The sequence below is a fragment of the Cupriavidus sp. 05N38 genome (assembly GCF_056397345.1).
Genome location: NZ_JBFTNF010000074.1, coordinates 1 through 17,536, shown reverse-complemented (window position 1 = coordinate 17,536; position 17,536 = coordinate 1). Strand labels below are relative to the sequence as shown.

At 66.3% G+C, this 17,536-nt stretch carries 16 protein-coding genes; 3 read left to right on the top strand and 13 right to left on the bottom strand.

The genetic code is table 11. The annotated features are described in order from the left end of the window. Window positions 1-12: 12 nt before the first annotated feature. Both AC1DK4_RS34735 and AC1DK4_RS34730 read right to left on the bottom strand, forming a co-directional pair. Window positions 13-474, bottom strand: coding sequence for a DUF6130 family protein (locus AC1DK4_RS34735; protein WP_441622131.1), 462 nt, complete (start codon window positions 472-474; stop codon window positions 13-15). A 445-nt stretch (window positions 475-919) separates the two neighbouring features. Further along, window positions 920-1,384, bottom strand: a complete 465-nt coding sequence (locus AC1DK4_RS34730) for a RidA family protein (protein WP_441622129.1) — start codon at window positions 1,382-1,384, stop codon at window positions 920-922. A 481-nt stretch (window positions 1,385-1,865) separates the two neighbouring features. On the opposite strand from AC1DK4_RS34730, the gene AC1DK4_RS34725 reads away from it, so the two are divergent. After that, the gene (locus AC1DK4_RS34725; protein WP_441622127.1) at window positions 1,866-2,315 is read left to right on the top strand and encodes an organic hydroperoxide resistance protein; all 450 of its coding nucleotides are present in this window, start codon (window positions 1,866-1,868) and stop codon (window positions 2,313-2,315) included. Window positions 2,316-2,426: 111 nt separating this feature from the next. Here the strand turns inward: AC1DK4_RS34725 and AC1DK4_RS34720 are convergent, their stop codons facing one another. From AC1DK4_RS34720 to AC1DK4_RS34705, 4 genes are all read right to left on the bottom strand, one after another. Further along, window positions 2,427-4,664, bottom strand: coding sequence for an acetate--CoA ligase family protein (locus tag AC1DK4_RS34720; RefSeq protein ID WP_477132079.1), 2,238 nt, complete (start codon window positions 4,662-4,664; stop codon window positions 2,427-2,429). Beyond that, window positions 4,661-5,659 (bottom strand): Bug family tripartite tricarboxylate transporter substrate binding protein, encoded by a 999-nt coding sequence (locus AC1DK4_RS34715; protein ID WP_441622123.1) that lies wholly within the window; start codon window positions 5,657-5,659, stop codon window positions 4,661-4,663. The genes AC1DK4_RS34720 and AC1DK4_RS34715 overlap by 4 nt, the downstream gene beginning before the upstream one ends. Before the next feature lie 88 nt (window positions 5,660-5,747). Continuing rightward, window positions 5,748-6,857: an NAD(P)H-dependent flavin oxidoreductase gene (locus tag AC1DK4_RS34710; RefSeq protein WP_477132078.1), complete on the bottom strand. Its 1,110-nt coding sequence runs from the start codon at window positions 6,855-6,857 to the stop codon at window positions 5,748-5,750. Next, the gene (locus tag AC1DK4_RS34705) at window positions 6,857-8,086 is read right to left on the bottom strand and encodes an acyl-CoA dehydrogenase family protein (RefSeq protein ID WP_441622119.1); all 1,230 of its coding nucleotides are present in this window, start codon (window positions 8,084-8,086) and stop codon (window positions 6,857-6,859) included. The genes AC1DK4_RS34710 and AC1DK4_RS34705 overlap by 1 nt, the downstream gene beginning before the upstream one ends. 150 nt (window positions 8,087-8,236) lie before the next feature. On the opposite strand from AC1DK4_RS34705, the gene AC1DK4_RS34700 reads away from it, so the two are divergent. Next, entirely contained in the window at window positions 8,237-9,196 is a 960-nt protein-coding gene (locus tag AC1DK4_RS34700; protein ID WP_441622117.1) for a LysR family transcriptional regulator, read from the top strand. A 237-nt stretch (window positions 9,197-9,433) separates the two neighbouring features. On the opposite strand, the gene AC1DK4_RS34695 is transcribed toward AC1DK4_RS34700, so the two are convergent. From AC1DK4_RS34695 to AC1DK4_RS34665, 7 genes are all read right to left on the bottom strand, one after another. Further along, entirely contained in the window at window positions 9,434-11,284 is a 1,851-nt protein-coding gene (locus AC1DK4_RS34695; RefSeq protein ID WP_441622115.1) for a family 2A encapsulin nanocompartment cargo protein cysteine desulfurase, read from the bottom strand. Then, a complete protein-coding gene (locus tag AC1DK4_RS34690) occupies window positions 11,259-12,191 on the bottom strand; it encodes a family 2A encapsulin nanocompartment shell protein (protein ID WP_441622113.1) in 933 nt (310 codons plus the stop codon). The genes AC1DK4_RS34695 and AC1DK4_RS34690 overlap by 26 nt, the downstream gene beginning before the upstream one ends. 121 nt (window positions 12,192-12,312) lie before the next feature. Further along, complete coding sequence (locus tag AC1DK4_RS34685; protein WP_441622111.1) at window positions 12,313-12,576, bottom strand: helix-turn-helix domain-containing protein; 264 nt, start codon at window positions 12,574-12,576, stop codon at window positions 12,313-12,315. Then, on the bottom strand, window positions 12,573-13,508 hold the full coding sequence (gene epsC / locus AC1DK4_RS34680) for a serine O-acetyltransferase EpsC (RefSeq protein WP_441622109.1): 936 nt from the start codon (window positions 13,506-13,508) through the stop codon (window positions 12,573-12,575). Before epsC ends, AC1DK4_RS34685 begins: the two co-directional genes overlap by 4 nt. A 35-nt stretch (window positions 13,509-13,543) precedes the next feature. Then, window positions 13,544-14,011, bottom strand: a complete 468-nt coding sequence (locus tag AC1DK4_RS34675; protein WP_441622107.1) for a rhodanese-like domain-containing protein — start codon at window positions 14,009-14,011, stop codon at window positions 13,544-13,546. A 618-nt stretch (window positions 14,012-14,629) separates the two neighbouring features. Beyond that, window positions 14,630-16,447, bottom strand: coding sequence for an alkaline phosphatase D family protein (locus tag AC1DK4_RS34670; protein WP_441622105.1), 1,818 nt, complete (start codon window positions 16,445-16,447; stop codon window positions 14,630-14,632). A 132-nt stretch (window positions 16,448-16,579) separates the two neighbouring features. Then, entirely contained in the window at window positions 16,580-16,867 is a 288-nt protein-coding gene (locus tag AC1DK4_RS34665) for a DUF3303 domain-containing protein (RefSeq protein ID WP_441622103.1), read from the bottom strand. Window positions 16,868-17,377: 510 nt separating this feature from the next. Between AC1DK4_RS34665 and AC1DK4_RS34660 the strand changes: the two genes are divergently transcribed. Beyond that, window positions 17,378-17,536: biotin carboxylase N-terminal domain-containing protein (locus AC1DK4_RS34660; RefSeq protein ID WP_441622188.1), on the top strand; the 159-nt coding region annotated here is incomplete at its 3' end.

The window sequence follows — 17,536 nt, the reverse complement described above, 5'->3', positions numbered from 1 at the left end:
TTACAAAACGCGTCAATGCTGGTGCGCAGACGAGGCTTTCAGATCTGGCACCGTGACGGCGACGACTTCGGCAGCCAGGATCTTGTGGGTCGGGTCGGCCAGTTCGAGGCGAAGCTTGTGCGGCCCCGGCGAGAGCCCGACGACGATGATCGGGTCCTCGCTCGTATGCGCCCACGTGCCATGAGCGTCGTCTACCGTCACGTGCAGATGCCCGACGCGGGGCGAGATGTCGACGGCGGGCTTGCCGAATACCGGCATGACACGGAAGTTCTCGGTCCGGAACTGGACGATGACCACGCCGCGTGCGAGCGGTTCGGCAAGTGGCGCGTACGGTATCAGCTTGGGTGCGGGTTCGTTGCTAAGCGGAAGAATGGCTGGTGGGCGAATGGCTTCCTGTGCCGTTTGCGCCGATGCACTGATGCAGCATGCTGTCGCGATGATGGCGGCCGAAAGGTATGTCCAGGTGGGGCGCATGACGTTGTCCTTTTTCGCAGATGGGTTGCCTTGGCGCGGGAGCCGGTCAGGGGCATTCCGCGCGACAGGGGCATTCCGCGCGAGATCAAGGCTGCCTGGCCTTGCCGCCCGGCCAACGTCGATCCATTCACCCCTTCCTCAAGGGACGCAAGCAACTACGCATGATGGCTGACAGGCAGGACCGGGACGAGGAGAATCTGGCAAGAGCACTGAACCTTCGCGTTCAGATTGTTAGATCAGACCCTCGCCAGCGAATTCCATATGGGCCAGCGGGCCAGATGGCCCGCATTACGGTAACCAAGAACGGTAACCAAGAAGTTCTTATGTGGACAGGAGGAAACCTCAGCGTGTCCAGCCGGCTCGACGGCCAAGCCTTCAAGGCGAGGAAGTCGGCCAGAAGCGGCGTGGCGCACGGCGGCAAGCCACGATCTCCAACCATGGGGGGTCAGGCTGGCCGGATCTGGGCAATCACCACCAGAATCACCGCCGCATTGCCGGGCTGCTGGAAGTGGGAGTAGGCGGCCCGCGCATGGCCGGCCTTTTCGCCGAGCACGTCGGCGAAAAAATCGGACGCGCCATCCAGCACCGCCGGCTGCTGCAGCCATCCCTCGGCGCTGGTCACGTGACCTTCGAGGCGGACGATATGGTCCAGCCGCTCGAAGCCGCCCAGATGCGCGTGGATCTGGGCCAGCACATTGAGCGCGGCAAGCTTCGCGGCGCGCTGGCCTTCCTCGAGGGTCAGGTCCTTGCCGACTTGGCCCTGCCAGACCACCTTGCCATCAGCCAGCGGCAACTGCCCGGAAATGAAGAGTAGGTCTCCTGCCTGGCTGACAGCCGTGTAGCTGCCCAGTGGCTGGGGCGGATTGGGCAGTGTCAGCCCATGTGCTGCGAGGCGTTCCTGAACGGACATGATGGCTCCTGATGGGGTTCGGTTGCTTATGGCATGACTTTAGGCGGTGGGCCTCACCTGATAAAGGCATCGGTCGGAACAGGATTTGCTACATGGGGGAACAAGTGGACAGCGCGTAATCCGGCCAGAATGGCGCCATTCACGCTATTGGGAAATGAAAAGGATCCTGTGCGGACTCGTGTCGGATGCATCACGATACCAAGCCCGCGACGAGATGCGCGGAGATGCGCGTCACCCTGGTGGCCAACGGTTGTCTCGACGGAGCCGGCGGTCAGTTTTTGAAACGGTGTGGAAAGCGCCACCTCGCCCCTCCGTTTTGTATTCCTCTGTATCAGACCGCGGCCGGGATACACACGCTCAAGAATCTGCCTGCGTATCGCTACACCGCTGATACATCGATCTTCTTAAATGCTCCCTGTATGCCCTCCGGCTCGGCAATTGTCCGATTCGGTTATTTCAAATCACTGACAAGGAGTCAAAGATGAGCAAGATCGAAAAAGCTGTCTACACCGGCACGAGCGAGATCGAGAAAGTTCTCTACACCGGCAAGACCCATACCGCCGGTGGACGCGATGGCGCGGCCCGCAGCGATGACGGTCGTCTGGATATCAAGCTCACGCGCCCGGGCAGCGCAGGTAGCGGAACCAATCCCGAGCAACTGTTCGCAGCGGGCTGGTCTGCCTGCTTCATCGGTGCGCTCGGCAAGGCTGCCCAGGCCGGGGGAGTCACGCTACCGGCCGATGTGGCTGTTGACGCCGAGGTCGATCTTGGCATGACCGGGGAAGCCTACTTCCTGCAGGCTCGCCTGACTGTCAGCCTGCCTGGCTTCGACCGCGAGACCGCGCTTTCGCTGGCGCAGGATGCGCATCAGCGTTGCCCGTACTCGAAGGCCACACACGGCAATATCAATGTCGTGATCGACGTGGTCTGACGGCGCAAGGCCTGCCCGCGTGGCAGGCAGGCCTGCGATCCACCCGATGATCTGATCCAGCGAGCGTGCGGACATCGACACGCTGCGAGGGGCGTTGGCTTGGAGGCGGCGCTACAGGCCGGCAGCGGCAGCGGCAGCGGCGACGGCACGCGGTGCGCGCGCCTCGACGTCCCATGCCACCGCCCGCGTCTGCATCAACGGCTTGGCCAGCGCATCGCCGGCCCTAACCCCTTCGCCGGCTTTCAGGACGAACAGCGGATTGATGTCGATTTCCTGCACGACATTGCGAAGATCGATGGCCAGCGCCGACAAATGCATGAGCGTGTCGACCAGCGCGTCGAGGTCCGCCTTTGGGCGGCCCCGGGCGCCATCCAGGATCGCGAAGGCCCGCAGTTCACGCACCATTTGTTCCGCTTCCGACCGCACGATGGGCGCGAGGCGAAAACTCACATCCTTCATCACCTCGGCGTAGATACCACCGAAGCCCACCATGACGGCGGGTCCGAACAGCGGATCGTTGTTGACGCCGAGGATGAGTTCGTTCGCGCCGCTGACCATCTCCTGCACCAGCACGCCGTCGAGCACCGCTTGCGGCGCATAGGCCTGCGCATTGCGCATGATCTCGTCGAAGGCAGCCGAGACGGTGTCGCTGCCCTGCATGCCCACGCGCACGCCGCCGGCCTCGGTCTTGTGCGGAATGTCGGTCGACTGGACCTTCATGACCACCGGACCGCCCAGGTCAGCGGCGAGGCGAACCGCGTCCGATGCACTGGTCGCCAGTTGCTCTTGCGTGCCGCGGATGCCATAGGCGCTCAATACCTGCTTGGCCTCGTATTCGGTCAGGTCCGTGCCGCGGCCGGCGATGGCGCGGCACACCTCAGGCCGATGAATGAGGAGCGGCTTCTCGCTGGCCAGCGTCTCGATGCGCATGCGCGCCTGTGCGAAAGCCCACAATGCGCCGGCACCACGCGCACAGCGCACCGGGGATTGGTAGCGCGGAATACCGGCGCGATCCAGGATGTCATAGGCCTCCTGCACGCTGGCCGGATCGGCATTCCACGCGACGAGGATCGGAATGTCGCGCTCCCGCGAGACGCGGACGATCTCGCGAGCCAGCTCGACAGCGAGCTTGCCGCTGGCGGCGGCGAGCGCAAGGCCGATCAGATCCACGTTCGGATCGTCTGCAAGTTTCTCGAGCGTGACTTTGAGGAGGTTGGCGTCGGCCAGCAGACTCGCCGTCACGTCCAGTGGATTTGCCACCGCTGCAAACGAAGGAAGCACCTGCTTGAGCGCACTCACGGTCGATGCTTCGAGCGCGGGCAACTGCAATCCACCGTTGGTCGCGCCGTCCGCCATCGCAATGCCGGCGCCACCGGAAATCGTGACGACCGCGAGCCGGTTGCCCTTGGGAAAGCGCCGTGGCAACAGGGCCTTGGCGCAGTCCGCCAGATCGCCGACATCGTTCACTTCGATGATCCCGCTCTGCCGGAATGCGGCGCGGTACAGCGCCATGGCACCGCCGAGGTTGGCGGTGTGCGATGCAGCCGCCCTGGCGCCAGCTTCAGACGTGCCGACTTTCCAGATGAGCATCGGCTTGCCGGCACGCAGCGCGCGCTGGCCGATGCCCACGAGCCTGTGCGCATCCTGGAAGCCCTCGACATAGCCGGCGATCACGTGGGTTTCGGGGTCGTCGATCATCGCGTCCATGAAGTCGAGCGAGGTCGTCACGGATTCGTTGCCGGTCGAGACGTAGTGCCGGAAGCCAATGCCTTCCTGGCTCGCCAGCATCACGATCGAATTGCCGAAGGCGCCGCTCTGCGAGGTGAGGCTGAGATTGCCGGCTGGGTAGGTCAGGCCGTAGGGCGCGCCGAAGCCGACATGGATGCCATCGCTGACGTTCATATAGCCCTGGCAGTTCGGGCCGATTACGTGCATGCCGAATTCGCGGGCCGTGGCAGCGATGTTGCGCCGCGCCTGCGCGCCTTCCTCACCCGTCTCGGCGAAGCCGGAAGAGAGGATCACCGCGAATCGGCAGCCCTTGCGGCCAAGATCGGCCAGCGCGCTGGCGACGCGCTTGGCCGCCACGGCGATCACCGCGACGTCGGGCGCGATGGGCAGCGATGCGACATCCGGATAGCACGGATACCCGCCCACTTCTGCATAGCGCGGATTGACGGGCAGGATCCGGCCCGTGTAGCCCTTGGCCTTGAGATGCGCGATCGGCTGTCCGCTGATGGATGCCAGGTCCTGCGAGGCGCCGATGACGGTAACGGAGCGTGGGTTGAAGAAATGCTTGAAAGTGGACATGAGGTGTTCCTGGCGTACTTCCGGATGGGTCGCGTGCTTCATGCGTCCACCTTGATGTCCCGGGCCTTGATCAGCGCCGCCCAGCGCGTGGTTTCGGCCTGCAGGAGCTTGTCGAACTGCTTCGCGTCGAGCGCGAGGATCTCCGCGTCGAGCGCCGCGAGCTTGTTGCGCACATCGGCGGTGCCCATGGCCGCCTGCAATGCAGAGCCGAGGTAGTCGACGATGGCCGGCGCGGTGCGTGCGTGGACGGCGAGCCCGTACCACGACTGCACCAGCGCGTCCGGATAGCCCGCCTCGGCAATGGTCGGGATGTCGGGCAGCGAGCGCGTCCGCCTGGTGGCATTGACGGCAAGCGGCCGCACGCGCTTGGACTGGATCAGCGGCAGGATCAGGTTCTGCGACACCAGCGCAAACTGCAGTTGCCCGCGCCCCAGGTCCAGCACCGAAGGCGGCTGGCCCTTGTAGCCGACATTGGTGACCCGCAGGCCGGTCGATTCAAAGAACAGCTCCTGCGCGAGATGCAACGAGTTGCCCGCGCCCGGCACCGGGACATTGACCTCGCCCGGCCGCGCCTTGGCCCATGCCGCGAATTCCTTCAACGTCTTCACCGGCACGTCGTTGTGGACCACGAAGACCGAGGGCACCGCCGCCACCGCGCCGATGGCGCGGAAGTTCTGCACGCGGATGCCGGAGTCGGGATACAGCGTCTGGGCCACCGCCAGCACCGGGGTCACGCCCAGCAGCGTGTACCCGTCCGCCGGCGCGCGGCCGGCGAACTCGATGCCGATGCGGCCGTCGGCGCCCGGCCGGTTTTCCACCACCACGCGCTGCGGCAGGTCCAGCGACATCCGGTCGAGCGCCGCGCGCAGCGTGATGTCGACCACGCCTCCCACCGGATACGGCACGATCGCGCGCACCGGCCGGTCGGGGTAGTTGCCCGGTCCCGTGGCGGCCCGGGCCAGTGCCGGCAGCCAGCCGGGGGCGGCCAGCGCCAGGGTGGTTTGCAACGCAGTCCGTGCGAATGCTCGGCGATCCATGTTGTCTCCTTGTTCTGGCCCCGGCTTTCGTGCCGGGTGCCTTTATTCCAGGTATAGCTGCCTCTGCTGCCTCTGCCGCCTCTGCCGGTCAGCCCGGCAGGTAGCTGCGCAGGCGCTCCAGCGACTGCTGCGTCTCGCGTACCAGCCGCTCCATGATGGTCGCCACCGGCTCGACTTCCCGCACCCAGGCGACACTCTGGCCCGCCGCCTCGTACATCAGCGGCGCGATCTCGTGCTCTTCCACCGCCGCCAGCAGGCGCCCGGTCAGCGCCTGCTGGTAAGGCATGTCGAGCGGCTCGGGGGCGCCGGGCGCCGCCCACGCGTCGGAGAACGCGCTGCGCACCACCCGGCAAGGCTTGCCGCTGTGCGCGCGCGTGATGACGGTGTCTTCGCTGCCCGCGGCCAGCAGCCGCTCGGTCAGCGCGGCCGGCAGCCGGTGCTCGGTGCTGCCCAGCCACACCGTGCCGAGCCATGCGCCTTGCGCACCCATCGCCAGTGCCGCGGCGACCTGGCTGCCTTCGCCGACGCCGCCGGCGGCAAGCACCGGCCGGCCTTCCGCCGCCGCGATGATCTGCGGCACCAGCGTGAAGGTGCCGGTGGTCCCGGTATGCCCGCCCGCGTCATAGCCCTGCGCGACCAGCACATCGACGCCGGCCGCGATGGCCTTGCGTGCATGCTTGATGGCGCCGACCAGCGCCATCGTGGTCTTGCCGGCACGCCGCACCCTGGCAAGGGTGTCGACGGGCGTGCCGACACCGGCCGCGAAGACTTCTACCGCGCTCTCGGCCACTGCCTCGACCTGCTCCTCGAACAAGGCCTGCGAGCGCACATACTGCGAGAAGAAGTTGCCTTGCGAGGCCGGCGGCACATCGAAGCGCTCGAACAGGCTGTCGACAAACTGGCGATGCCCGTCCGGAATGGCCGCCGCCACGTCATCGGGGGTGGAGACGCCCGGCAGCGCGGTCGGCAGCAGCAGGTCCACGCCGACGGGAACGCCGGGACACAGCGCGCGCAGGTCGCGCAGCTTTTGCGCGAGTTCGTTGGGGCCGTCGCGCGCGGCGGCATAGACGCCGAGTCCGCCCGCATTGGAGATCGCCGCGGCCACTTCGATGCTGTGCGCCAGTCCGAAGATCGGGTAGCGGATGCCGARCCGGCGGCACAGCGCGTTGGCCAGGGGATTGTGGCTGGTCTCGGTCATCAGTGCGCTCCGAACAGGTCCGGGTCAAAGTCGAGGCAGGGGTGCTGCGGCATCGCCGCTGCCGTCTTCATCACGTACCTGCCGATCAGGTTCTTGTGGACTTCGCTGGTGCCCTCGCCGATCTGGTTCATCTTGGCATCGCGCAGGAAGCGTTCGATCGGATAGGCATTCAGGTAGCTGTTGCCGCCGAGCAGCTGCGCGCAGTCCACCACCACGCGCATGCACAGGTCGGTGCTGTGCATCTTGGCGATCGAGGCGTGGATCGACGTTTCGGGGTCCTCGCGGTCGTAGCGCTGCGCCGCGCTGTACACCAGGCAGCGCGCGGCTTCGATGCGCGCTGCCATGTCGGCCAGCATCCACTGGATGCCCTGGTGCTCGCCCACTGCCTTGCCCGACACTTGCCGATGCCCGGCGTACTGCGCCGCGATCTGCAGCGCGCCGGCCATCCGCCCCAGTGCAATCGCCGCATGGCCGATCCGGGCGCGCACCAGCGTGTCCTGCGCCAGCGCCATGCCCTGTCCCTCTTCGCCGAGGCGATGCGACGCCGGCACGAACACGTCGTCCAGACGCACCTCCGCGATCGGCACGCCATGCCAGCCGAGCTTGGGGATGATGGCCGAGACGCTGAGCCCTTCGGCTTCGCGCGGCACCAGGAACGCAGTCAGCCCTTTGCTGCCGCCGGGCCCGTCGGCGAGCGATGCCACCACCACAAACATGTCGGCCACCGTGGCGCGGGTAATGAACTTCTTCACCCCCGACAACCGGTAGCCGCCGGGGTGCCGGCTGGCGACGGTGCGCAGCCGAGCGAGGTCCGAGCCCGCGCCGGGCTCGGTCAGCGCGAACGCGGATTGCTTGTCGCCGCGGGCCAGCAGCGGCACCGTCTGCGCGCACAGCTCGGGCGAGCCGCCCGCGACGATCGGGCGCGACGACAGGTCCGTGCCCGTCACGAGCGAGGCCGCGGTGCTGCAGACCCGGGCGATTTCTTCGATGATCCTGACGCGCAGCAGCATCGATGCCGCCGTGCCGCCAAATTCCCGGGGGAATGCCGTGGCGATGACGCCGCTTTCGGCCAGCGCGCGGAAGGTGTCCCAGGCGAAGTCGTCATTGCGGTTTGCCGCATTGGCCTTCGGGCCGATGGTTTCCTGGACCAGCGCCTGGACTCGGGCCAGCGTATCGGTTTGCGCCGCGTCGAGCGGCGCCAGCGGATGGCGTTCGGCGGATAGGGGCATGGGTCGGTGTCTCCTCGTGTGGGTCAGTGTGGTCAGTGTGGTCGGTGCTCGTCGGTGTCCATTGCTTGTAACGATAGAGAGGCGGTATCCTCCGATCAATGCCGGCAGGAGAAAGCAGGTATCTCGCCGGAAGATAGCGGGAGCCAAGGCATGCAAACGGAAGCAGGGCAGGACCTCACACTCAAGGCGCTGGCGACCTTCGTGGCGGTGGCGCGCACGGGCAGCGTTTCGGGGGCAGCGGCGCAGCTCGGGCTGGCGCAGTCGGCCATCAGCAGGCAGGTGGCCGAACTGGAGCGGATGTTCGGCGGCGCGCTGTTCTACCGCACCGGGCGCGGCGTACGGCCGACCACGCTGGCCGCGCAGGTGCTCGCCGACGCCGAGCCGCTGCTGGCCGGCGCCCGGCAACTGGTGGAGTCGGCGCGGGGCGAGGCGGGCAACGTCGGCGGGATGGTCACGCTCGGGCTGGTGCCGGCGGTGGCGCCGCTGCTGTCGAGCCGGCTCTACGCCGCCGTGCAGGAGCGCCTGCCGGCGGTCCGGCTGCGCATCGTGGAGGGCTACAGCGGGGAGATCGAGACCCGGCTGACGCAGGGCAGCATCGACCTTGCGGTGCTCAACCGCTACCGCGCCGAAGGCCGGAACAGCTACCGGCGCCTGCTCGACACGCCGCTGATGCTGGTGGGCCGGCGCGCGGCCTTGCAGGCGCACTGGCGCACGGTGGGCGGCAGGCCGGCGTCGATCACGGCGCGCCAGCTCGGCGGCGTGCCGCTGGTGCTGCCGGTGCCCCCCAACGCCATCCGCAACCTGCTCGACGAGCTGGCCATCGCCCATCGCATCCCGCTCAATGTCTGCATGGAGGCCAGCTCATCGGTGGTCATCAAGCGCATCATGTTTGACCACGCCGCGTTCTCCGTGCTGCCCTACCACGCGGTCGCAGCCGAGCTGGAGAGCGGTGACTTCGATGGCGTGCCGCTGTCGGACCGCGCCTTGCGGCAATCGGTCGTGCTGGCCACCAGCAGCCAGCGCCCGTTTACGGCTGCCGCGCGGCAGGTGGCGCAGATGATCCCGGGGATTGCGGATGCGTTGATCCGCGAAGGCATGTGGCGGCGATAGGTGGTGGTCGCGGCGAAGCACAGGCGCCGCTCTTGCGTGCGTGGGCGCTTCCATCACCGCGGCCGGATCACCGGGTTGGACGAATCGGGCGAACTGTGCGGGCGAACTGTCCGGGCGAACTGTGCGGGCGGCAGGAATGGAAAGTAGGGATCGCCGGGAGCGATTGCTCATGGCGAAAACGCCCTCGCCAGCCGGCAAGGCCGGCGGGCGAGGGCGGGGACCAGATGGCCGCGTCCGTCAGCGCCGGCCGGCAAGTCGGCGGATCACCGAAATGAAGTGATCGACTTCCCCGGTCGTATTGTAGAAAGCCAGTGACGGGCGCACCGTGGCCTCGACGCCGAAGCGACGCAGGATGGGCTGGGCGCAGTGATGGCCTGAACGCACCGCAATGCCTTCTTCATTGAGCGCGCGGCCGACTTCCTCGGTCTCATACCCCTTGAGCACGAAGGACAGCACGCTGGCCTTGTCCCGCGCGGTGCCGATCAGCCGCACCCCCGGGACAGGCGCCAGCAGCCGGGTGGTATATTCGAGCAGGTCATGCTCGTAGCGGGCGATACTGTCGATGCCGACGCGTTCCACATAATCCAGCGCGGCACCGAGGCCGACCGCATCGGCGATATTGCCGGTGCCTGCCTCGAAGCGATTGGGTGGCGGCTGGAACTCGGTGCGCTCGAAGGTGACGTCGGCGATCATGTTGCCGCCGCCTTGCCAGGGTGGCATGTGCTCCAGGATCTCGCGCTTGCCATAGACCACGCCGATGCCGGTGGGGCCGAAGATCTTGTGCCCCGAGAACACGAAGAAGTCGGCATCGATGGCCTGCACGTCCACGCGCATGTGCGAGACCGACTGCGCGCCGTCGACCAGCGCCCTGGCGCCGGCAAGGTGCGCCAGTTCGACGATTTCCCGGACCGGCACCACCGTGCCCAGCGCATTGGAGACCTGCGTCACCGCCACGATGCGGGTGCGGTGGTTGAGCAGGCGCCGGTACTCGTCCAGCCGTACCTGGCCGGAATCATCCACCGGTATGACCCGCAGCCTGGCCCCGACCTGCGCGGCAAGTTGCTGCCACGGCACGATGTTGGCGTGATGCTCCAGGTGCGAGACGATGATCTCGTCGCCTTCGCCTACATGGCTCACCCCCCAGGTCTTGGCGATCAGGTTGATCGCCTCGGTGGCGCCGCGCACGAAGATGATCTCGTCGGGCGAGGCGGCGCCGATAAAGCGCTGCACCTTGCTGCGCGCGGCCTCGTAGGCATCGGTGGCGCGCGCCGCCAGCGCATGCGCGGCGCGGTGGATATTCGAGTTCTCGTGCGCATAGAAATGCGAGATGCGCTCGATCACCTGGCGCGGCTTGTGGGTGGTGGCGGCATTGTCGAACCACACCAGCGGGCGGCCATTGACGCGTTCCTGCAGGATCGGGAAGTCGCGGCGCACGGCGTGCACGTCGAACGGCGCGCCCGACGGCGCCGCCGCCCACGGCAAGGCGTCGCCGTGGCCAACGCCTTGCGGTACCAGGCGCGGCACACCGCTCGCGTCGGGCAGTGCGATGCGGTCCAGGCTGCCCGGGCCGCTGCGTGACGCAAGCCCCGCAGTGTCGAGGAAATAATAGGCGCTCGCCGCCTGCCCCGGCCGCGGCGAAGCATCGGCGACCGGTGGCACCCCCAGCGCGGTGCCGCCGAAGCGGCTTTCCAGCGCGGGCGCCGCGTTGGTCACGGTATCGGGCAGGCCGTTCTGCGCGGCCGCGCTAGGCAGCAGCGCTGGCGCGCGGTTGCCCAGCGACAGCACATGGGTTGGCGCCGCCGGCGCCAGGTTGGCGCCTGGCACCTTGCCTTGGGGAATGGCGGCGCCAGGCACGCCGGTGCCCGTGCCGCCCGGGCCCGCCAGCGGCGAGCCGGCAGGCGCGGGATTGCCGGCCACGGCCAGCGCTGGGGCAAGCTCGGGCGCAAGTTCCGCCGGCTTGCCCGGCAAGGCCGAGAAGAAGGCCCCGGCCAGCCGCGCCAGCACGGCAGGATCGGGCAGGCCCGCGGGCACCTGCGGTGCTGCCGGAACGCTTGCGCCCGGATTACTTGTAGGTGTCAGGGTAGTCATGGTACTTGCCGATTTCCACGTCATCGAGAACCGCCAGCGCGTCCGGCGCATGCACCGCGAGCGAGCAGTACAGGGAGATCAGATAGGAGGCGATGGCCTGGTCGTTGATGCCCATGAAGCGCACCGACAAGCCCGGGCCCTGTTCGCCCGCCACGCCGGGCTGGTACAGGCCGACCACGCCCTGGCGCTTGTCGCCCACGCGCAGCAGCAGGATCTTGCTCTTGCCGTCGGCCACCGGCACCTTGTCCGACGGAATCAGCGGAATGCCGCGCCAGGTGATGAACTGCGAGCCGAACAGGCTGACCGTGGGCGGCGGCACGCCACGGCGCGTGCATTCGCGCCCGAAGGCGGTGATCGCCAGCGGATGCGCGAGGAAGAACGCGGGCTCCTTCCACACCTTGCCGAGCAACTCGTCGAGATCGTCCGGCGTGGGCGCGCCGGTCAGCGGGAAGATCCGCTGCTCTTCGGCCACGTTGGCCAGCAGGCCGTAGTCCGGGTTGTTGATCAGTTCGCTTTCCTGGTGCTCCTTGATGGTCTCGATGGTCAGGCGCAGTTGTTCCTTGACCTGGTCGTGCGGGCTGCTGTACAGGTCCGACACGCGCGTATGCACGTCGAGCACGGTGCTGACCGCGTTCAGGAAATACTCGCGGGGCTGCTCTTCGTAGTCGACGAAGGTGCGGGGCAGGCGGCCCTCGCTGTCACGCTGGGTGCAGGCCACCTGTACGGTTTCAGGGTTCTGCACCTTGTTCAGGCGATAGATGCCCGCCTCGACCGGGACCCATTGCAGGAAATGCGTCAGCCAGCGAGGCGTGATGGACGCGAGTTGGGGAACGGTCTTGGTCGCGTTGGCTAGTTGCCGTGCTGCGTTATCGCCGAGCGCGGTCTGGCTGCCTGCTGATGCCGACATGTAAAACTCCTGGTTGATATGAGAAAAACAGGGAAGGTTATGAGCAGGGCGATTATCAAAGCCGTCATGGCCGCCTTCAACAGGCTATAGACGGCAAACTGCCCCGCCTGGTGACATACCGCTAGCGTGTACCGCCGGCACTGGCCTGGCGCCGCAGCTCCGGCTCCGCGCCATGGCTGGCGCCAAGCAGCCAGGCGATAGGCACCCCCAGCGCCAGCGCGAGCTTCTCCACCGTGACGATCGATGCGATCACGCTGCCACGCTCGATCTCGCCCACGTAGGAGCGGTTCAGGCTGGCATGCTCGGCCAGTGTTTCCTGCGACCAGCCTTGGACTTCGCGCAACTCGCGCACGGTGCTGCCCAGCGTACGGACAAGGTCGTTCATGGCAGGGCAGCCTCCGCAAAGGGTCGGGCAGGCTCGCCCTCGCTGCGCGATACCGCCTGCGTGACATGCGCACCGGGCGCGACATCCTGCGTGACCCAGACATTGCCACCAATGACCGCGCCGCGGCCCAGCGTGATGCGGCCAAGGATGGTCGCGCCGGCGTAGATCACCACATCGTCCTCGACGATCGGATGGCGCGGCAGGCCTTTTTCCAGGTGGCCCTTGGCATCGCGCGGAAAACGCTTGGCGCCGAGCGTGACGGCCTGGTACAGGCGCACCCGTTCGCCGATGATGGCGGTTTCGCCGATCACCACGCCGGTACCGTGATCGATGAAGAAGCCGCTGCCGATGCGCGCGCCCGGATGGATATCGATGCCGGTTTCGGCGTGCGCCAGCTCGGCCACGATGCGGGCCAGCAGTGGCAGGCCGAGCTGGTACAACACATGGGCAAGGCGGTGATGGATCATCGCCAGCACGCCGGGGTAGCACAGCAAGACTTCATCGACGCTGCCGGCGGCCGGGTCGCCGTGGTAGGCCGCCAGCACGTCGCTGTCGAGCAGGATGCGGATCTGCGGCAGGCTGGCGGCAAAGTCCCGCACCGCGGCCAGCGCGCGGGTCTCGAGCTCGGGCGGGCCGTGCTCGGCGTGACGGGCGGTGTAGCGAAGCTCCAGGCGCGCCTGGGTCAGCAGCGCATGCAGCGCCGCGTCGAGCGAATGTCCGATATAGAGATCCTCGCTCTCCTGGCGCAGGTCCGGCGGCCCGAGGCGCATCGGAAAGAGCGCGCCCTTCAGGGCCACCACGATCTGGGCCAGTGCTTCGCGTGAGGGCAGGTCTCGCCCGCCCGGCTCGAGCAAGCGTTGCTGGCCCTCGCGCCATTGCCGGCGAACCTGCTGCAAGGCCTGGACGATTTCGTCTACGTCAAAGTTCGCCATTGCTGACAACTCCTTTTGTTGCGCCAGTCAGGCGACTACTGCTGCGACCATGGCAGGCCGTGAAAGCGCCAGCCGCCCAGGCCGCCGCGCCGCTGTTGTTCGTCGAGATCGCCCTCAAAGCCTTCCTGCACGTTGTAGACCTGGGCCAGTCCGGCCTTGGTGGCCGCCTCGGCGGCGAGCGCTGAGCGATTGCCGCTGCGGCATAGCAACAGCACCACCGCGTCCTTGCCGGTCTTGGCTTCGAGTTCGCGCACGAAGCGGGGGTTGCGGGTCAGGCTGGTGCCGGTCGCCCAGGGCACGTGCAGGCTGCCGGGTACATGGCCGACAAAGGTTCGCTCTTCCTGCGAGCGCACATCGACCAGCAGCGCGTGGCCGGCGTTGAGCAGCTCCCACGCCTGTCGCGGCGAGATGGTGCCGGCGTAGGGCAGGCCGGCGGAGCGGGCAAGCTCGTGGGCAGTTTGCAGCGCGGGATGCGCGATTCGTTCTTCCAGTGCAGTCGTCATAGCGTTCTCCTCCTTCAGGTCTTCACCCCCGCCAGCATTGCGCCGGCTTGCTTGCACAGCGCACGGTTGCAGGGCGATGGCAACTGTCTATAGCCACCAGGCACACTATGAAAGGACGCAACAGGAATGAAAACGAAGAAATCCGCATTTCTAAAGACGCYCCGGACCTTCCGGTTCTGACTAGCGCCGAGCCGATGGGATGGAAAGCGGAAAGGAGCGCGCCGCCCGGCAGGGCATGCGGCGATATGCGCAACGAGCTGGATCAGGCGTCGTCGGTTGTTGATCAGGCTGCCCTGAGATCTGGGCGAGACAGCCCAGCTGCGTACAGCCGCGACCATTGGGATGGCCTCGCGATGTCGATGCCTGCCAGGCGAGGCAGGGCTTGTGCGTCTGGATCGATCACCAAGTTTATGAAGCAAGCCGCGTCGGACCAACGAATGATTGAGCCTATGCATATGCCGCAGGGATTGCCGCGGGTAGCGGTCCATTGGCGCATATAGCGCATGGCGATTGTCCTTCTTGCTTGTTCGCCGGGAGAAGAACCCTGAGCCGGCATCCACGTCTCCCGCGCCACCACCGGCCGGTCTTCGCATCGCGCGCCGGGCTAGACAGATCGCGCTATCGGCTCGTTATCGGCTCGTTTTTCGGCTCGTTCGCCAGGGTCTCTATCCGTACCTTGGTCGAGTCCTTGAGAACCGTCAATCTGGTGCGATGGAGTAGCGCATGGTCTGGCGCAGAGCCGTCACTGTTCAGCCGCTTCACCTTGTTGAATACGACAGAGAAGCTTTCCTGGGTGACGGTCGCCGATGCGTATCCTTGTGCGTCGTGATCGACGTACTGGAGATCGGGGTTGTTGGCCTTGAGGAAAGCGTCGAACGCCGCTGGCGTGGCGACGAGTGGAGCGAGCGGCGTGCCGCTCCATGCTGCCTTGACGTAGGTGTAGAACGACGTGCTGCTGATGCCGGCGCAGACGAAATCAACCAACACCGGCGTGCCGGCCTCGGGGGTCGGCCCGCCGCGCACGACGCCGCACTGGAAGGCGTGCAAATCCCCCGTGATGGCGATGACGTTGCGGATCGAGGCCTGTTCCAGGTAGGCGAGCAGGTCGTGCTTGTCCGTGGGGTAGCCGTCCCACGAATCGCAATTGATGACGAAGCGGTCCTCCGATGCGCCATTCGCGGTGCGCAAGGCCGCCCACAGCCGGTTCAGCATGACCTCGTTGCCCCACACCTTCCATGTGGCGCGCGACGTCTTCAGCTTGTCCTTCCACCACTGGGTTTGCGCCGGGCCCAGCATCGACGGAGCGCGGCCAAGCCGCGCCGTAGCCAATGCTTCGAAGCGTTGCAGCACCTCAGGCTTCACGAAGTAGCGCGATCCGACTGCGTCGTCGCCGTGAACGGGATCGTGTCCGCGAGCCTCGGCTATCGCCCGTGCGCTGATCACCTGGCCGTCGCGGTACAGCCGCTCGTCGGTCATGATCAGTTGCATCAGCGAGCCAAAGCTGAAATCGCGATAGATGCGGATGTTGCGATATGACGCATCCTCCGGAGCGAACTCCACATCGCTCCAGTCGATCGGCATATATTCGGCCCACGCCCGGGTGGCGTTGCGCCGGCGTTGCGTCTCCTGCTTGCCCTCATTGGTGTAAGCCTGATGATCCTGCCAGCCATCGTCAGAGAATTCGTGATCATCCCAGATTGCAATGATCGGGAACCGGCGATGAACGTCCTGCAGTCGCGGGTCGGTCCGGTACGTTCGATATAGCGCGCGATAGTCGGCCAGCGTATGGGCGTAGACGCCGCCGCCCGGCATCGGCTGCCCATCGGGCAGGTTCAACGGCGGGTGCGCAGGTTCCGCAGGGCTGGCCGCTTGCGCACCCACCGTCTCATAGATGTAGTCGCCGACGTGCACGACGAAGTCGAGATCCGTCTCGGCCGCCATCAGCGTCATCGCCTGCCAGTGGTTGACGCCCCAGTCCTGGCACGTGAGCCACGCGAAGCGGACCCGGGTGTTGGCATCGGCCGGGCCGGGCGCCGTCAGCGCCGTGCCGGTGCCGGTCACGTCATCGCCGGCGACGAATCGGTAGTGGTACAGGGTCTTCGGCGACAACCCGATGATTTTCGCCCGAACGGTATGGTCGAAGCGGCGCAATGCGCTCAGCCGTACACTTGCGACGGTCGTTGCAAAGTCCGGCCGTGTCGACACGTCGAGTCGCACCGGCACCACGTCAACGTCGCCCTGCGCGGCGACGCAGCGGGTCCAGAACACCACCGACGCGTCCCGCGGGTCGCCGCTGGCAATGCCCTGCGGGAACAGGTATCGGCCCTTGCGCGCCGACGCGACGCCCGGCGGCCCGGACCCGCAAGCCGTGAGCGCACCGGATGCAACGGCGATGGCAAAGAAGGCCGACGACTTCAGAAAATGACGGCGTTTCATCCAACCTCCGTTACGCGCCGGACCCGGCACGGTACGCTCGGACTACAGGCGCATCCGGAACCGGTGACCGTCCGCGCGTCGAGCGGGACCTGCCACAGGCGCCGGGCAACGTTCTACTGGCCCTCGCCCGTGTCACATCGGCTTTGCTGCCGTCCGGAAGACCTCGCTGAGGTCGGCATCTTCCAGTACTGGCGTGACCTCAAGCTTCATCAGGTCGCTCCACAGGTAGGCGAATTCAGTCAGAAGCTTCACATCGTTTGTCTCGAGCAGGTCGAAGCCGCCGCTCAGGTCTGCCCTGGTCCATCTGCCCAGCAAGGTGACGCCCGCCGGCGGGAGCCCGCCGGTCTTCTGGAATCGCCCGATTATGTCCTCCCGGACTCGCGTATCCGGGGCCCAAGTGAATGTCAGCATGAACTTCATGGATGGCCTCCTTTGCTGTTTGGCCGATTGAAGCCTGTTATACGGGCGCTGCCTGAGCTTGGATGCAATGACAGAAACGGCCTTGGACGGGCGGCGTCATGGTGACGGCCTCGCCCGCCTAGCACTATTGTAGAAAGAGCAGAAATAGCCAGCGCGAAATCACCAAGAGCAAGTTCTGGTGCCGGACAAGCGGCCGCCATCGCCTGCGCGATGGCGGCGAGAGCGTGCTGCACAACAGCCAACGGGATCAGCTTCTTCGTGCCGGGCATCGGTTTTCAAATCTGAACTTCAGGATTTCAAAAGTGAAATAGATGCGGTGGATCTGCTTCTTAATGTTCAGCAAAATCAAGGAGATGCCAGTTTTTTGGCGTGTTGGCCCGGTTCCTGCGAGTAGGGGGGCTGCCATCAAGGGCCCTCTGAAAATTTCGTGGTGTGGACGGCTTGACCTGAAGCGCTTTCTCTCCGACTTTCCGTTGCCATGCGTTGTGGCAACACCGTTTCCTGATGCTCATGGACTACGCCCCGATCAAATCCCTGCTGATTGCCAACCGTTCCGAGATCTCCATCCGCGTGATGCGCGCGGCTGCCGAGATGAATATCCGGACCGTGGCGATCTATTCGAAGGAAGACCGCCTCGCGCTCCATCGCTTCAAGGCCGATGAGAGCTAC

Excerpts from the sequence above, each read along its gene's own strand:
- AC1DK4_RS34720 (WP_477132079.1), bottom strand. The coding sequence starts at position 4,664 with ATGAAGCACGCGACCCATCCGGAAGTACGCCAGGAACACCTCATGTCC.
- AC1DK4_RS34730 (WP_441622129.1), bottom strand. The coding sequence starts at position 1,384 with ATGTCCGTTCAGGAACGCCTCGCAGCACATGGGCTGACACTGCCCAAT.
- AC1DK4_RS34665 (WP_441622103.1), bottom strand. The coding sequence starts at position 16,867 with ATGAAGTTCATGCTGACATTCACTTGGGCCCCGGATACGCGAGTCCGG.
- AC1DK4_RS34725 (WP_441622127.1), top strand. The coding sequence starts at position 1,866 with ATGAGCAAGATCGAAAAAGCTGTCTACACCGGCACGAGCGAGATCGAG.
- AC1DK4_RS34715 (WP_441622123.1), bottom strand. The coding sequence starts at position 5,659 with ATGGATCGCCGAGCATTCGCACGGACTGCGTTGCAAACCACCCTGGCG.
- AC1DK4_RS34695 (WP_441622115.1), bottom strand. The coding sequence starts at position 11,284 with ATGACTACCCTGACACCTACAAGTAATCCGGGCGCAAGCGTTCCGGCA.
- AC1DK4_RS34690 (WP_441622113.1), bottom strand. The coding sequence starts at position 12,191 with ATGTCGGCATCAGCAGGCAGCCAGACCGCGCTCGGCGATAACGCAGCA.
- AC1DK4_RS34670 (WP_441622105.1), bottom strand. The coding sequence starts at position 16,447 with ATGAAACGCCGTCATTTTCTGAAGTCGTCGGCCTTCTTTGCCATCGCC.
- AC1DK4_RS34685 (WP_441622111.1), bottom strand. The coding sequence starts at position 12,576 with ATGAACGACCTTGTCCGTACGCTGGGCAGCACCGTGCGCGAGTTGCGC.
- epsC (WP_441622109.1), bottom strand. The coding sequence starts at position 13,508 with ATGGCGAACTTTGACGTAGACGAAATCGTCCAGGCCTTGCAGCAGGTT.
- AC1DK4_RS34735 (WP_441622131.1), bottom strand. The coding sequence starts at position 474 with ATGCGCCCCACCTGGACATACCTTTCGGCCGCCATCATCGCGACAGCA.
- AC1DK4_RS34675 (WP_441622107.1), bottom strand. The coding sequence starts at position 14,011 with ATGACGACTGCACTGGAAGAACGAATCGCGCATCCCGCGCTGCAAACT.
- AC1DK4_RS34705 (WP_441622119.1), bottom strand. The coding sequence starts at position 8,086 with ATGCCCCTATCCGCCGAACGCCATCCGCTGGCGCCGCTCGACGCGGCG.
- AC1DK4_RS34700 (WP_441622117.1), top strand. The coding sequence starts at position 8,237 with ATGCAAACGGAAGCAGGGCAGGACCTCACACTCAAGGCGCTGGCGACC.